Genomic DNA, 14,965 nt, shown 5'->3' with positions numbered 1-14,965 from the left:
CCGAGATCGCAGGAGAACCGAAACCGGAGCAGGGGCCGGAGCCGAAGCCGGTCACGGCCGAGCAGACCGTCGTGGAGGAGGAGCTGCTCCGGAAGGTCGTGGAGAGCTTCGCCGGCACGCCCGATCCGCGGCTGAAGCAGATCATGACGTCGCTCGTGCACCACCTGCACGCCTTCGCCCGCGATGTGCGGCTCACCGAGGAGGAGTGGAACGCCGGCATCGCCTTCCTCACCGCGGTCGGGAACATCACCGACGACCGCCGCCAGGAGTTCATCCTGCTCTCGGATGTGCTCGGCCTCTCGATGCAGACCATCAACATCAACAACGAGAAGGTCGGCGACGCCACCGAGGCGACCGTCTTCGGCCCGTTCTTCCTCGAGGACGCCCCGCTCATCGACATCGGCGGCGACATCGCCGGAGGCGCTCCGGGGGAGCCGTGCTGGATCGAGGGGAGCGTCACCGACCTCGCGGGCGCGCCCGTGCCGGGAGCGCGGATCGAGGTGTGGGAGGCCGACGAGGACGGCTTCTACGACGTGCAGTACTCCGACGGGCGCCTGGCCGGCCGCGCGCATCTGTTCGCCGACGACGCCGGGCGGTACTCGTTCTGGGGCATCACCCCCACGCCCTACCCCATTCCCGACGACGGACCGGTCGGAGCCATGCTCGCGGCGACCGGCCGCTCGCCCATCCGGTGCGCGCACCTGCACTTCATGGTGACGGCGCCCAGGATGCGCCCGCTCATCACCCACATCTTCGTGGAGGGCGACGAGCGGCTCGAGATCGGCGACAGTGTGTTCGGCGTGAAGGACTCCTTGATCAAGCGGTTCGAGTCTCAGCCGGCGGGCACCGCCACCCCCGACGGCCGGGCGGCCGAGGGCACCTGGTCGCGCTCGCGCTTCGACATCGTGCTCGCGCCCGCCCCCGGCGGTGCCGCGTGACGAGCCCCGCCGTCACGTGGTTCTCCACCCGTGGCGTGCCGCCGGAGCGGCGCACCGCGGCCTGGGAGAGCCACAACGACGCGGAGCTCGTCTCCCTCGCGGCCCGCACTCGCTCGGGAGCGCCGCTGCACGCCGAGGAGCTCACGGTGACCCTGCCGCGGCTGCGGGTGGCGCGGGTCGCGGCCACCTCCCACGACGTGTCGCGATCGGCCGCGCACATCGCGGAGGCGCCCGTCGACGGGCTCGTCGCCTACCTCGCACTCCGCGGCACGAGCACGTTCGAGGTGGCCGCGGGGCGCACGGTGCTGTCGCCCGGCTCGATGATCGTCGTCGACGGCGACACCCCGTTCCGCCGGAGCTTCCCCCGCGGGCTCGCGGAGTACGTCGTGACGATGCCGCGCGACTCGCTGCCCGCCGTGCTCGCCCCGGATGCGGGATGCCGGCGCGGGGTCGCCTCGGTCGACCTCCGCTCACCCGGGCGGGCGGCCGTCGCCGGCGCTCACCTCGCGCGGCTCGCCTCCGCCGTCACCGGCCGACCGGCCCTGGCCGACGCCGACCTCCAGTCCCGCATGCTCGACTGCCTGCGCTCCCTGCTCGACGACGAGCAGCCCGAAGCGGCCAGTCTGCACGCCGCGAGAACCGTGATCGCCGAGCGCTTTCCCGATCCCGAGCTCGGTGCGGAGGAGATCGCCGCGGCGATCAATGTCTCGGTGCGTCAGCTCTCCCGCATCTTCGCCCGCAGCGGGCAGAGCGTGCCGCAGGCCATCCGCGAGGCCCGGATGCGCTTCGCTCGCAGCCGCCTGAGCTCTCCCGAGCACGCCGGCCTCGCGCTGGGCGAGATCGCCGAGCAGAGCGGTTTCCGCTCCCTGGCCCACTTCTCGCGCACCTACCGCGCGCAGTTCGGCTGCTCGCCCTCTGACCACCGGCTGAGCCCGCACATCCGCCACCTCACCCCATCCCGTTCCGACACCAGGAGAAGTACACGATGACGTCTGCATCCCGTTCCCTCGCCCGTTCCCGTTCCCGCCGGCTCGTGCCGGCCTTCGCGCTCACCGCGGCCGCCGCGCTCGTGCTCGCCGGCTGCTCCGGCGCATCCGGAGACCCCGCCGCCACCGGAACCGGAGACGGTGCTTCAGGCGGTGCCGCCGCAGATCCGCACGCCCCCGAGCAGACCGACGTCGCCGTCGGCGGCATCCGCGCCCCCGGCCTCGCCCCGCTCTCGCTCGCCCAGAGCGCCGGCATCGCCGCCGACTACGGCCTCGAGTGGACCCCCTCGTGGGTCGACAACAGCGGCATCGCGGTCACGAGCGTGCTCTCGGGCGACCTCGTGGCGGCCAACTCGAGCTACTTCGGCGTGATCGACGCCGCCCTGCAGGGGCTCGACATCGTGGTGGTGACCGAGGGCTGGGCGAGTGCGCCGGGCACCGGTTCGCTCGAGACGATGCCGGACTCGGGGATCGAGTCGGTGGAGGATCTGATCGGCAAGACCGTGGCCGTCGTGTCGCTCAACAGCAGCCACGCCATCAAGCTCAAGGACCAGCTGCTGAAGGCCGACCTCGACCCCGACGACGTGAACTGGGTCGAGCTGCCCTACGGCGAGGTCGCGACGGCACTCGAGCAGGGCACCGTGGACGCCTCGAGCGCGGTGGGGGCTGCGCTCGCCGCCGCGAAGAACGACCTCGGCACGGTCACGGTGTTCGACTACGGATCGGGCGAGTACGAGGGCATGGCCGAGTCCGGCTACATCATGAAGCGCTCGTTCGTGGAGGCCAACCCGAACACCACGGCGGCCATCCAGTGCACGCTCGCCGCGAGTGCGCAGCTCGCGCTCGACGACGAGGAGACCTACCTCGGCGAGCTCACCGCGGTCTTCGGCATGACCCCGGAGGCCGCGAAGGCGGATGTGCCGCCCGCCTTCATCTCGGGCAGCCGGGCCGACGCTCTGCAGAAGAACGCCGACATCTACCTCAACGTCGGCTCGATCGAGGAGGAGTTCGACATGGCGAGCATCACCATCCCGATGCCCGAGGACTGCTGACCCGGCGGCTGTTGGCCCGGGGCCTGCCGGCCGATCAAGCCGCGACGCCCGCGATCGCCGTGGTGCGACCGGCCGCGTCGCGCACGATCGCGCAGTGCTCCGGGTCGGGGTGCTCCGTGAGCTCGATGACCTGGTCGAGGCGCCGGCGGGCCTGCTCGAGATCGGCGATCACGGTGCTGATGCGATCGCGCTCGGTGTGCAGGCTCGAGAGCATCTCGGGCGGGGCGTGACCGGTGTCGACACAGGGGAGGATGAGCGCGATGGTGCGGCTCGCGAGCCCGGCGGAGTAGAGGTGCTGGATGAGGCGCACGCGCTCCACCGCCGCCTCGCCGTAGACGCGCTGGCCGCTCGGGGTGCGCTCCGAGTGCAGGATGCCCTGCTCCTCGTAATAGCGCAGCGCCCGGGTGCTCACGTGCGCGCGCGCCGCCAGCTCGCCGATCCTCATGTTCTGCATCGCGCATCCTCTCCGCCGACTTGCCCTTGACGTCAACGTGAGGTCTTAGCGTAGCGGATGGAGGCGATCGCGACCGCGAGCGCCCCGTGAGAAAGGACACCCATGAACATCCGAGGATCCGTTGCACTCGTCACCGGCGCGAACCGCGGCATCGGCCGCGGCTTCGTCGACGAGCTGCTCGCTCGAGGCGCGGCGAAGGTCTACGCGGCCGTGCGCAGGCCCGGTCAGCTGGCGGCGGGGACCTTCGCCGACGAGCGGGTCGAGGTGCTGCGGCTCGACCTCTTCGACGCCGCGAGCGTCACGGATGCCGCCTCCCGCGCCACCGACGTCACCCTCCTCGTCAACAACGCCGGCATCACCACGGGCACGAACCTCCTGGCCGAGGGCGCCCTCGAGAACATCCGGCTCGAGCTCGACACCCACTTCTTCGGCACGCTCGGCGTCATCCGCGCCTTCGCGCCGGTGCTCGCGGCGAACGGCGGCGGCGCGATCGTCGACATCCACTCGGCGCTGTCGTGGTTCTCCATCGACGGTGCGAACGCCTACAGCGTGGCGAAGGCCGCCGAGTGGGCGATGACCAACGGCGTGCGCCTCGAGCTCGCCGGCCAGGGTACCCTCGTGCAGGGCGTGCACCTCGGAGCCGCGGACACCGACATGATGGCCGGCTACGACGGCCCGATGGCGAGCCCGCGCCAGGTCGCGGCGGCGGCTCTCGACGGGGTCGAGGCGGATGCGATCGAGGTGCTCGTCGACGACTGGTCGCGCCTGGTGAAGGCGTCGCTCTCGCGTGACCCCGCCGAGTTCTACGCCGAGGCGCTCAGCGGCAGCACCGTGCGTCCCTGAGCCGCCCGGGTGCCCGGGCGAGGCGCTCAGCGCCCGTTCGGGCGCCCGCCGAGGCCGTAGACGACGATCGCGGCGATAGGCACGGCGAGGAAGAACACCCAGGCCCAGGCCCAGCCGTCGGCGAGGAATCCGATGAGGAGGAACACGACGAGCGCGACCAGCGGGACGATCGACACGATGGCCACCCCCGTGCGGCCACCGAGGGGGGTCTTGCGGGTGAGGGGGTTGGCGTAGGGATCCTCGGTGGACATGCGTGGGTTCTCCTCCGTCGCTGCCGGCCGTCTCGTCGCACGACCGATCACTCGAAGGCTAGGGGTGCGCGTCGCCCGCGGGGTACCCCCCGTTCGGGCCGGGGAGCGTCAGGGCTTGCCGGTGCTGAAGATCCAGCGCGCGAAGAGGTCGTCGAGGTCGTGCCCCGTGCTCTGCTCGGCGAACGAGACGAAGTCGGCGGTGCCCACCGTGCCGCCGGCGTTCGAGCTCGCCCAGGACCGCGCGAGCTCGAAGAACGCGTCGTCGCCGACCTCGGTGCGGAGCGCCTCGAGGGTCATGGCCCCGCGCTGGTAGACCGCGTCGTCGAAGATGCCGGTGGGGCCGGGGTCGGCGACCTCGGCCTGCCAGAACCCGTCGTCGCCCGGGAGCGCCATCAGGCACTCGACCTGCTCGGCAGGGCCCGGCCCTCCGGTGTGCTCGCTCCAGAGCCACTCCGCGTAGGTGGCGAAGCTCTCGTTCAGCCAGATGTCGGACCACCGCTCGATCGAGACGCTGTCGCCGTACCACTGGTGCGCGTACTCGTGCACGACGAGGCCCAGGTCGTCCGGATCCTCCCACGCCCAGACCGGGTAGATCGGGCGGGTCTGGTTCTCGAGCGCGAACTCGAGCTCGGGCACGTCGTCGGCGATCCCTCCGGCCTCCGTGAAGGGGTACGGGCCGAACACGCCGGAGAGGAACGCGACGATCTCGGGCTGCGCCTCGAACATGCGCCTGGCCACCTGCCCGTAGGTCTCGGTGGCACCGGGAACGCCCTGCTCGAACAGGGCGGGGTCGATCGCGTTCCAGTAGTCGACGCCGTCGACGCTGAAGGTCGTGAGCTCGAACCGGCCGACGCTCGCGGTCACGAGGTACGGGGCCATGGGCGACTCGGCGGCCCAGTGCCACACGGTTCTGGCTCCTTCGGTGCTGGCTCCTTCTGCGCCGGCCTCTTCCGTGGTCTGTTCGACCAGGCGGCCGTTCGAGACCATCGTGAGTCCCTGCGGCACCGCCATCCGCACCGAGAACGTCGCCTTGTCGGAGGGGTGGTCGTTGACCGGGAACCAGGTGGCGGCCACGCGCGGCTGGCCGGCCACGAGCATCCCGCCGTCGCGGTCGTCGCGGAACACTCCGGCCTGCCCGAACTCGTCCTCGATCAGCTCGGGCACGCCACTGTAGGTCACCTCGACGGTGAACTCCGAGCCCTCGGTGATGCCCGCTGCCGGCGTGATCGTGAGCTCGGTGCGGCCGGGCGTGGTGAGCGGATCGTCGCTGCCCGGCGCGTCGGGCTGGCCCGTCAGCGCACTGATCGGGGTGGTCTCGAGACTCCACTCGGCCGGATCTCCGTCGACCGAGATCTCATCGACCTCGAGGTCGTCGAAGTCGAGGTCGAAGGCCGAGAGGTTCTGGGTGGCGGTCGCCGAGAGGGTGGCGCTGCCCTCGATCGCTCCCGTCCTGGCGTCGTAGTCGAGGTCGAGCTCGTAGTGCCGCACGTCGAAGCCGCCGTTGCCGTCGAGCGGGAAGTAGGGGTCGCCGATGCCGCGGGCGCCGGCCGTGAAGGTGCCGGCGGGCGCCGGAACCGCCGTGCATCCGGTGCCGAGCAGCACGGCCGCAACCGCTCCGACCGCGACCGCTCCGGCAGCGACCGTGCGCCGCACCCGGTCAGGCCTTGCGCGTGAGCCGCGCGGCGAGGGCGGCAGCTCCGGCGCCGGCCGTGGCCAGCCCCGTGGCGATGGCGGCGACCGGCGCGGCGGAGGCCGACGCTCCCGTGGCGGCCAGCTCGCCGCCGCCGGCCGGCCCCACCGGGGGAGCGGGCGGGGCGGGAGGCACGATGGGAACGGGCACGGGGGTCGGTCCCGGCACCACGGCGAGCACGCGGTCGAGCCACGCGAACACGGCTTCGTTGCGCACCTGGGGCGCGGCGGGGGAGCAGTGCTGGTCGGCGCCCTGCTCGGGCGTGAGCACGAGGCGCTCGACCGACGCGGCCTTCGTGAGCCAGGCGGCGACCTGCGGGGAGGGGTCCTCGGGCGCGAACTGATCGGTGGCGTACCGCACGAGGAGTGCGTTCGCGGTGATGGCGCCGAACTGCTCCTGGGTCACGTCGTAGGTGGCGATGAGGTCGAGCATGCCCACGATGTCGGTGTTGAAGGTCTTCGTGAGGGCGAGCTGGTGGATCTCGGACGAGAAGATCTCGCCGCGCTTGTTCACCAGGAAGTTGAGCGAGAGCTGTCCCATAGGGCCATGGACGTCCGAGTAGTTGTAGAGCTCGGCCCAGTTCTCGTTGCTGAAGCTGCCGAAGGCGCCGATGACCGCGTTCTTGAGCTCGTCGAACTCGGCGCCCACGTCGTAGAAGGCGGGGTCGGCTACGACGGCGGCCAGGCGGGGCTCGGCGGCGGCCGCGCGCATCACGAGAGCGCCGCCGAAGCTCCAGCCGGTGAGCGCGATCTTCGAGGCGTCGACGCCCGGCTGGGCGACGATGAAGTCGACCAGCGGGGTCACGACGTCCTGCCAGTAGGGGGTGAACGGGATGTCCTGCTCGAACAGGAGCGAGCCCTGGCCAGGGCCCTCGAACATGAGCACGTTGTAGCCGCGGTCGACTCCGGCGGCGCCCCCGAAAGAGTACGTGTCGATGAGCTGGGCGTCGCTGCCGTTGTTCACGATCACGGTGGGCCGGCCCTCGCCGGCAGCACGCGACCAGTACGCCGGGAGGGTGACGGAGCGGGTGCTCACAACGCCGTCCTTGTTCGGGAACCGCACGATCGCCGGGATCTCGACGCGCTCGAAGACCGGCTCGAGAAGGGCGGCGGCAGAGGCCCAGCACGCCTGCATGAGGCCGTAGACCTCGCCCTCGCGGCCCGGAGTGTCGCCGCCGGTGATGAAGTACATCACGCTGTTGTAGTAGGCGGCGGCCCGCAGGTAGCGGTCGCGCGCGGTCGTGAGGCGGCCGGCGGCGAGCTCGGCGTCGGCCTCGGCCTTGGTTCGAGCAGCGAGCGCCTCGAAGGTGACATTGTAGGGCTGGTACGCGGGGATGGCGGTGGTGCCCGCCGCCGTGATCGCGGCCTGCACGGCGGCGACCGCGACCGAGACCTCGCCGGCCTCGCCGGAACGGTAGGCGATCTCTCCGTAGTTGAAGAGGGTCTGGAAGTTGAGGTCGTCCTGCTGCGGGAACGGCACCAGGCTCACGGCGGTCGTGGGAGCCGGTGCGGGCGCAGGCGCGGCAGGGACCGACCCGATCGTGGCACCTCGCACGGCCGCGGCAGCGGCGGCGGGGTTGCCGGCGCCGAGCGCCGCTCCCACCCCTCCGGCGGCGGCGAGGCCGAGCAGTGCGCGCCTGTTCAGGCCCCGCATCTTCTCCTCGTCGACCTGGTGCGCCCCGGCACCCGTCATCGATCCGTCGGTCGTCTTCGTCCCGCGCCTGAACATGGTTCTCCCCCTGGTGTTCTCCGAAGCATATCGATGCACGGGCATCCTGTGCGGGCGCGGTTCCGGGCCTCGCGGTGCGTCCCTCGCTCCGGATCGGACGAGAGGCCCACGCGGGCCTGACTCGCGGCCTGCCGTGTGTCATGATTCGTCTCGATGAGTGAGGAAGCTTCCGTCTCCCGGACGGGGATGGGCGGCCGCGACCTAGACGAGGCCCGCGCCCTGTACGAGGACGACTACACCGGATCGGGGTTCGTCGCCGAGCTCAGCGACGAGTCGTTCGCCTACCGCTACACCGTGGTGGGCGACGAGAACATGACCCTGCGGTCGTCGATGTTCCTCGGCTCGATCCAGGGCTCGATCCAGCCCGAGAACGAGTACGTGGTGTCGTGGATCCTCGGGGGCTCCGGAGTGATGGACGTCGGCCGGGACGAGACGGAACTGACCCTCGGCCGCCCCGCGATGTTCCCCACGGGACGGCCGTTCGCCTTCGATTTCAAGGACTACCGGCAGAGCCTCATCCACTTCCGTGCCGGCTTCCTCGAGCTGGTCGCCGCGGAGCACGAGGGCGCGCTGCAGGCGCCGATCCGCTTCGACCACACCGCCGAACCGGCGCCGGCGGCGCTCGCGCGCTGGAAGGCGGTGGTCGACGAGACCGCCCTGCACATCCTGCAGAAGGCGCCGACGACGCTGCAGATGGCCGAACTCACCCGGCGCACCGCCGTGACGCTGCTCGACACCTTTCCGCACGAGACCACCGTGCTGCCGCCAGAGCTGCTGCTGCCGCGCAACCACCGGCTCCGCCAGGCCGTCGACTTCCTGCACGCCCACGCGCACGAACCCCTCAGCACGAGCGCGGTGGCGGAGGAGGCGGGGTTGTCGCCGCGGAGCCTGCAGCAGGCCTTCCAGCGGCAGCTCGGGGTGAGCCCCACCGAGTATCTGCGCGGCATCCGGCTCGACCGGGTGCGGGCCGAGCTCGCCAACCTGGCCCCCGAGCACAGCACCGTCGCCGAGGTCGCCGCGCGGTGGGGGTTCACGAACCCCGGCCGGTTCGCCGGGGCGTACGTCGCCCGCTTCGGCGAGTACCCCCGCCGCACCCTCTCCCGCTGACGGCGCTCCGACGCGTTTTCGGTACAGATCCCAGCAGACCGCAAGTCGCGTGGGTTCCACTGTCTCCTGCGCACTTCCCGGGTGCGTCACGAAGTGGAGCACCCCATGCCGTACCGCACCCACACCCTCCTCTCGAGATGGGTCTCCGAGTTCACGGCCGCCCACACGACCTCGAGCACCATCGAGGTGCTCCGCCAGGACGGCTTCGACGAGGACACGGGACTCGTCGTGCTGCGGCCGCGCGGAGTCGACACCGAGCTCTACCTCGAGCCGGCCTCGCCCGGTGCATCGCGCTTCGTGATCACCCTGACCCGCACCGACGCCGACATCACGGTCGACTCCCTCGAGCTCCTGCTGCTGAGCGAAGAGCTCAAGACCGCCTCCCTCCTCTGCGACTTCCTCGAGATCAGGTCCCGCGAGCGGGAGGAGCTCCATCGGGTCGAGGCCCCGCGAACAGAAGACATCGACCGTGGGCGTCCTGCTCTGCGCTGACGACCCGCACGGGCGGCCCCTGAACCGGGAGTGGCTGAAGCAGCTCTCGGCCGCCGCCGACCGTGGCGACCTCCGCATCATCCCGGAGCCCGAGGCCGCGCCCGTCGGCTGAGGCCCCTTGACCTCGACCGCAGGTGAGCTCTTAGCGTGGCCCCACGACCACGCCGAGGAGAAGGAGACACCGTGACGGATCGAAGCGCACTCGAGTCGCCGTTCGAGGGACTGCTGGCCACCCCGGCGTCCCGACTGCCGTACCAGCACGACGTGCTCCTGCGGTCGTATCTGCTGCGCCGGCCGGCCGGCGACGTCATCGTCTACAACTCGCCCGGGGTGAGCGAGGCGGCCGACGCGATCCGGGAGCTCGGCTCCCCGGCCAGGCTGCTGGTCAACCACGCGCATGAATCGATGTACGGGCGCCCCGAGCTCGACGTCCCGGTCTGGATGCACAGCGCCGACCGGGCCGAGGTGGGTGCCGACCTCGAGATCGCCGGCGTCTTCGAGGGCAGGGAGCTGATCGACGGAGACCTGGAGGTCATCCCGACGCCCGGGCACACGCCTGGCACGTGCTCGTTCCTCTGGGACGACGGTGCCCACCGCTTCCTCTTCACCGGCGACTTCATCTGGATCGAGCACGGCGTCTGGAAGGCCGTGGTGCTCGATCCCGCGCTCCGCGGCTCCTACCTCGAGAGCCTCGCCCTCGTGCGCGACCTCGACTTCGACGTGCTCGTGCCGTGGGGCGTCACGGAGGGCGATGCGCCCGTCTTCCCGGTGAGCGACCCGGAGGAGAAGCGGCGTCGCATCGACGAGATCATCGCCCGGGTGGCGGCGGGCGGGAGTCGCTGAGCGCAACGGGAGGTCACAGGCGTGCCAGGAGCAGCAGCCAGCTCTCGCCGGAGAGGTCTATCCCCGGCCCGGCGAGCTCGAACCCGCCGTCGGGCAGCGGGCTGAGCACGGCCACCGTCTCACCGGTGATCACCAGCCCCACGATCCATTCCTCCGGCCCGAGGGCCGAGATGAAGTACGACACGTCGGACTGGCGGAAGTACGCCCGCCGGCCCGGGATCGTCGGGAGTCTGTCCAGGCGATCGACGTCGCTCATCTGCACTGCGGTCCTCCTCGGGCTGAGAGGTGCCGATCGCGTCGGGTGGTCGCGATCGGTGGCGGGCACCCAGGGTCGTGCTCGCCACTGAGCAGTATGGACCCTGTTAGCGCCACCATGTGAGCGTTCACATTTAGCGATCTCCACAACATATTCGAGAGCGTTGACAGTCTCCCGACCACCCTCTACTTTGAGTCTCAATCGCATGTGAGCGCTCACACGACGCCGTCGATCCGAGCGCCCCATCGGCACCCGACACAGCAGCAAGAGAGACAACGATGCCTCGACTCCTCCGGATGGTGGCCCTCGCCGCCGCCCCTCTCGTCTTCGCCGGCGGCCTCGTCGCCACGGCGCCGGCCCCCAGCGCCGTCGCGGCGATCGACCCGGCCTTCGAAGCCGCGAAGGTGCTCGACCTCCGCTTCGACGGCGATCTGGCCGACTCCGGCCCTCGCGGCACCGCGGTGACGATGCAGAAGGGTGACGCCGCCTTCTCCGAGGGCGCGCGCGGCGAAGCATTCGCCTTCTCGGGCTCGAGCGCCATCTCGCTCGGCACCCCCGCCTACCTGCAGCCCTCGAGCCTCACGGCCTCGTTCTGGTTCAAGCCGAGCGGCGCCATGGCGGGGGAGCAGGTCTTCAGCTGGAGCAAGACCGTCTACAACTCCGACGGCTGGTACCTCACCTCCGCGAGCGACACCACCCCGCTCGCCCTCTCGATCGGCCCGGGCGGATCGCAGCCCTACCAGGTCGCGGTCGACACCCCGCGGGCCGACTTCTTCCCCGCCGACACCTGGACCCACGTGGTCGCCACCTACGACCCCGCCACCAAGGCGGTGGCGTTCTACCGCAACGGTGAACTCCAGTCGTCCACGGTGAAGTTCCCGGCCTCGGGTCTCTCGACCGGCGTGCTCGGCTCGGAAGCCACCTCGACCAAGACCCTCGGCTTCAACGGCCCCACCTACAACGGATCGCACGTCAAGGGACTGCTCGACGACTACCGCCTCTACGATTCGGTCGCCTCCACGACCGACGTCGTGGCCCTCGCGCAGGAGACCGACCCCGCCTTCGATCCCGCAGCGCTCGCCCAGCGTGCCCTCGACTCGCTCTCGGTGCCCGCGAGCTCGGCCGCCGATTTCCCGCTCCCCGACGTCGCACAGAACGGCGCCGACCTCACCTGGGAGTCGTCCGACCCCGAGGTGATCGAGGTCGACGGAACCCTCGCGCACGTGACGCGCCCCGCATCCGGTGACGTCGAGGTCACCCTCACGGCCACCGCGAGCTTCGGCGGCAGCGAGACGCGTTCGAAGCAGTTCCCGGTCACCGTAGCCGGGCAGGGCGCCACGGAGTCGATCTACATCGACGACACCGAGCTCAGCGAGGTGCTGCTCGAGGATCCGTATCTCGTGAACGGCAACCAGAAGATGGTCGACTACCTGCTGACCCTCGACCCCGAGCGGTTCCTCACCGGCTTCTACACCGAGGCGGGCCTCGAGCCCACCGCCGAGCCGTACGGCGGCTGGGAGCGCGCCACCGGCACCCGGTTCCAGGGCCACTTCTTCGGCCATTTCATCTCGGCGCTCTCGCAGGCCTACTCGACCTCGACCGATCCCATCGAGAAGGCGGCGCTGCTCGAGAAGCTCAGCGCCGCGGTCGACGGCCTCGAGCGCGCTCAGACCGCCTACGCCGCCCAGGATCCCGCCAACGCGGGCTACGTCTCCCCGTTCCCCGCGAGCTACCTTCCGCACGGCCGCGACGGCCTGCTCGTGCCCTTCTACAACCTGCACAAGGTGCTCGCGGGCCTGCTCGACGCCGAGGAGCTCGGCACTCCCGAGGTCTCGGCGAAGGCGCTGAAGGTGGCCGGTGGCTTCGGCACCTGGCTGCAGGGCTGGGCCTCGCGTCAGGCCGATCCGGGGAGCATGCTCAACACCGAGTACGGCGGTATGAACGAGGCGCTCTACAACCTCTACGCCCTCACCGAGAACCCCGTGCACAAGCGGGCGGCGGAGTACTTCGACGAGGTCTCGCTGTTCCGTGAGCTCGCCGCCGGCAATGACGTGCTGAACGGCCGTCACGCCAACACGACCATCCCGAAGCTCATCGGTGCGCTGAAGCGCTACACGGTCTTCACCGACAACCCGCGGCTCTACGCCACGCTCACCCAGGCCGAGAAGGACGACCTCGGCATGTACCGCACCGCGGCCGAGAACTTCTGGCAGATGGTGGTCGACGACCACTCCTACGCCAACGGCGGCAACAGCCAGTCCGAGCACTTCCACGGCGCCGACACCCTGCACGAGCACGCCACCAACGGCGTCACCTCGGGCTATGGCGAGAACTCCACCTCCGAGGTGTGCAACGAGTACAACATGCTGAAGCTCACCCACGCGCTGTTCCAGCTGGATCCGGATGTGAAGTACCCCGACTTCTACGAGCACACCTACATCAACACGATCCTCGCCCAGCAGAACCCCGAGACCGGCATGATGACGTACTTCCAGCCCATGGCGGCGGGTTACGCGAAGGTGTTCGGTGCTCCCGAGGACGAGTTCTGGTGCGACCACGGCACCGCCACCGAGAGCTTCACCAAGCTCGGCGACTCGATCTACTTCCGCAAGGACGAGACGGTCTACGTGAACATGTTCCGTTCGACGGTGTTCACCTCCGAGCCGCAGAACCTCAAGCTCACGCAGACGGCGAACGTGCCGGCCGACCCCGAGGTGGGCTTCGCCGTCGAGAGCATCGATGGCGGCGCGCTGCCCGAGGGCACGACGCTGCGGCTCCGCGTGCCCGGCTGGGCCTCGGCGATCCCGACGCTCAGCATCAACGGCGTCGAGCAGGATGTCGCGGCGCTCACGAGCGAGGGCTACGTGGTGGTGCCGGTGAGCGCGGGCGACAGCCTGCAGTACACGCTCCCCGCCGAGGTCACCGTCGACGACGGCACCGAGAACCCCGACTGGGTGGCGTTCCGCTACGGCCCCGTGCTCCTCGCGACCGAGCTCAACCGCACCAACGTCGACGCCGACTACGTCGCCGGTGTGCTGGTGCGCATGAGCGTGGCCGACAAGTCGGTCAACGACAACATCGTGGTGGCCGACACCGAGGCCTGGAAGGCGGCCATCGCCGAGAACCTCGTGCGGTTGGACGACGGGACCGACCTCAACGGCACCTCGACCATGCGGTTCGGGCTCCAGAACGCCGACCCGGCCTCCGAGGCGCTCGTGTTCCGCCCCTGGTACAACCTCTACGACGCCCGCTACGCGATCTACCTGAACCTCATCGAGCCCGACTCGGCCGAGGCGCAGGCGCTCATCCTGAGCGACAAGGAGAAGCTGCGGATCGCCGAGATGACGACGGACTCGCTGACCTCGTTCGACAACAACAACAGCGAGGCCGACAAGAACTACGAGTTCAACAAGTCGAGCACGGGTGTCTGGCGCGGCCAGGGCTACCGCGACGGCGAGCGGGCGGCGGATGCGTACTTCCAGTACGACATGATCGTCGACCCGGATGCGCCGACGAACTACCTCGGCGTGCGCTACTACGGCGGCGACGACGGGCGCACCTTCGACGTGTACCTCAACGACGTGAAGCTCAAGACCGAGCGCGTCTCGAACGCGCAGGGCTCCGACACCTGGTACGTGCAGTACGACGAGATCCCGGCCGCCGTGCTCGCGGGCATCGAGGAGGCCGACAGCTACAAGCGCGACCAGAACGGCGCCTACGTGCTCGACTCCGAGGGCCAGAAGATCCCGGTCGTGACCGTGCGCTTCCAGGGCAACGGCACGAGCTACGTGGGAGGCGTGTTCGGCGTCTACACGACCACCACCACGGCGTTCGGCACCGACGCCGGCCTCTCGGCGCTCCGCGTCGAGGGCGGCACGCTCGCCCCGGCGCTCACCGAGGGCGTGAACGACTACACGATCACCGTGCCGAAGGATGCGACCTCGGTCTCGCTCGACGCCGACCCGGCGGTGCCCAGCGGCCTCATCTACGTCGACGGCATCCTGATCGACGACACGGTCGCTCGCACGGTGGCTGTTGCTCCTGGTGACGCACCCACGGCGGTCGTGCTGCGGTCGCTGGCTCAGGACCACACCACCGCCGAGGAGTACCGCATCTCGATCGTCCGTGAGGAGCCGACTCCCGAGCCGGAGCCGACCGCGGTGGATCGGATCGCGGGTGCGGACCGGTACGAGGTCGCGGTGAACACGTCGAAGGCGGGGTTCCCTGACGGGTCGTCCACGGTGTATGTGGCGTCGGGTGCTGTGTTCCCGGATGCGCTGTCCGCGGCTCCTGCTGCGACGGTCGCGGGTGCTCCGATCCTGCTG

The 14,965-nt window shown here is 70.3% G+C and carries 14 protein-coding genes; 9 read left to right on the top strand and 5 right to left on the bottom strand.

Annotated elements, in window-relative coordinates:
- Window positions 1–5 precede the first annotated feature (5 nt).
- From N1028_RS16320 to N1028_RS16310, 3 genes are read left to right on the top strand one after another with little or no spacing between them, the layout of a single operon-like run.
- Complete coding sequence (locus tag N1028_RS16320) at window positions 6–938, top strand: hydroxyquinol 1,2-dioxygenase (protein ID WP_259530540.1); 933 nt, start codon at window positions 6–8, stop codon at window positions 936–938.
- Window positions 935–1,927, top strand: a complete 993-nt coding sequence (locus tag N1028_RS16315; protein WP_259530454.1) for a helix-turn-helix domain-containing protein — start codon at window positions 935–937, stop codon at window positions 1,925–1,927. The genes N1028_RS16320 and N1028_RS16315 overlap by 4 nt, the downstream gene beginning before the upstream one ends.
- A complete protein-coding gene (locus N1028_RS16310; protein WP_259530453.1) occupies window positions 1,924–2,976 on the top strand; it encodes an ABC transporter substrate-binding protein in 1,053 nt (350 codons plus the stop codon). Before N1028_RS16315 ends, N1028_RS16310 begins: the two co-directional genes overlap by 4 nt.
- A 34-nt stretch (window positions 2,977–3,010) precedes the next feature.
- Here N1028_RS16310 and N1028_RS16305 read toward each other — a convergent pair whose 3' ends face one another.
- On the bottom strand, window positions 3,011–3,430 hold the full coding sequence (locus N1028_RS16305) for a MerR family transcriptional regulator (RefSeq protein ID WP_259530452.1): 420 nt from the start codon (window positions 3,428–3,430) through the stop codon (window positions 3,011–3,013).
- A gap of 102 nt (window positions 3,431–3,532) precedes the next feature.
- Here N1028_RS16305 and N1028_RS16300 point away from each other — a divergent pair, with 102 nt between their 5' ends.
- Complete coding sequence (locus tag N1028_RS16300) at window positions 3,533–4,273, top strand: SDR family oxidoreductase (RefSeq protein ID WP_259530451.1); 741 nt, start codon at window positions 3,533–3,535, stop codon at window positions 4,271–4,273.
- A gap of 26 nt (window positions 4,274–4,299) precedes the next feature.
- On the opposite strand, the gene N1028_RS16295 is transcribed toward N1028_RS16300, so the two are convergent.
- The 3 genes from N1028_RS16295 to N1028_RS16285 form a co-directional block, all read right to left on the bottom strand.
- Window positions 4,300–4,524, bottom strand: a complete 225-nt coding sequence (locus tag N1028_RS16295; protein ID WP_259530450.1) for a hypothetical protein — start codon at window positions 4,522–4,524, stop codon at window positions 4,300–4,302.
- Window positions 4,525–4,632: 108 nt separating this feature from the next.
- A complete protein-coding gene (locus tag N1028_RS16290; RefSeq protein WP_259530449.1) occupies window positions 4,633–6,177 on the bottom strand; it encodes a M1 family metallopeptidase in 1,545 nt (514 codons plus the stop codon).
- A 4-nt stretch (window positions 6,178–6,181) separates the two neighbouring features.
- Entirely contained in the window at window positions 6,182–7,942 is a 1,761-nt protein-coding gene (locus tag N1028_RS16285; RefSeq protein ID WP_259530448.1) for an alpha/beta hydrolase family protein, read from the bottom strand.
- Between the two features lie 153 nt (window positions 7,943–8,095).
- On the opposite strand from N1028_RS16285, the gene N1028_RS16280 reads away from it, so the two are divergent.
- The 4 genes from N1028_RS16280 to N1028_RS16265 all read left to right on the top strand — a co-directional run bounded on the left by N1028_RS16280 (window position 8,096) and on the right by N1028_RS16265 (window position 10,384).
- Window positions 8,096–9,049, top strand: a complete 954-nt coding sequence (locus N1028_RS16280) for a helix-turn-helix domain-containing protein (RefSeq protein ID WP_259530447.1) — start codon at window positions 8,096–8,098, stop codon at window positions 9,047–9,049.
- A gap of 105 nt (window positions 9,050–9,154) precedes the next feature.
- Window positions 9,155–9,541: a hypothetical protein gene (locus tag N1028_RS16275; RefSeq protein WP_259530446.1), complete on the top strand. Its 387-nt coding sequence runs from the start codon at window positions 9,155–9,157 to the stop codon at window positions 9,539–9,541.
- Window positions 9,519–9,653, top strand: a complete 135-nt coding sequence (locus tag N1028_RS16270; RefSeq protein WP_259530445.1) for a hypothetical protein — start codon at window positions 9,519–9,521, stop codon at window positions 9,651–9,653. The genes N1028_RS16275 and N1028_RS16270 overlap by 23 nt, the downstream gene beginning before the upstream one ends.
- Window positions 9,654–9,724: 71 nt before the next feature.
- Window positions 9,725–10,384, top strand: a complete 660-nt coding sequence (locus N1028_RS16265; protein WP_259530444.1) for an MBL fold metallo-hydrolase — start codon at window positions 9,725–9,727, stop codon at window positions 10,382–10,384.
- Between the two features lie 13 nt (window positions 10,385–10,397).
- Here N1028_RS16265 and N1028_RS16260 read toward each other — a convergent pair whose 3' ends face one another.
- Window positions 10,398–10,640, bottom strand: coding sequence for a hypothetical protein (locus N1028_RS16260; protein ID WP_259530443.1), 243 nt, complete (start codon window positions 10,638–10,640; stop codon window positions 10,398–10,400).
- A 278-nt stretch (window positions 10,641–10,918) separates the two neighbouring features.
- Here N1028_RS16260 and N1028_RS16255 point away from each other — a divergent pair.
- Window positions 10,919–14,965, top strand: a 4,047-nt coding sequence (locus tag N1028_RS16255; RefSeq protein ID WP_259530442.1) for a beta-L-arabinofuranosidase domain-containing protein, incomplete at its 3' end; no start/stop codon positions are given.

Source organism: Herbiconiux oxytropis, from assembly GCF_024979315.1.
In the GTDB taxonomy this organism is placed as follows: Bacteria; Actinomycetota; Actinomycetes; order Actinomycetales; family Microbacteriaceae; genus Herbiconiux; species Herbiconiux oxytropis.
Note: the sequence above shows the minus strand (reverse complement) of the source record. Positions and strands in the feature narration are given on the sequence as shown.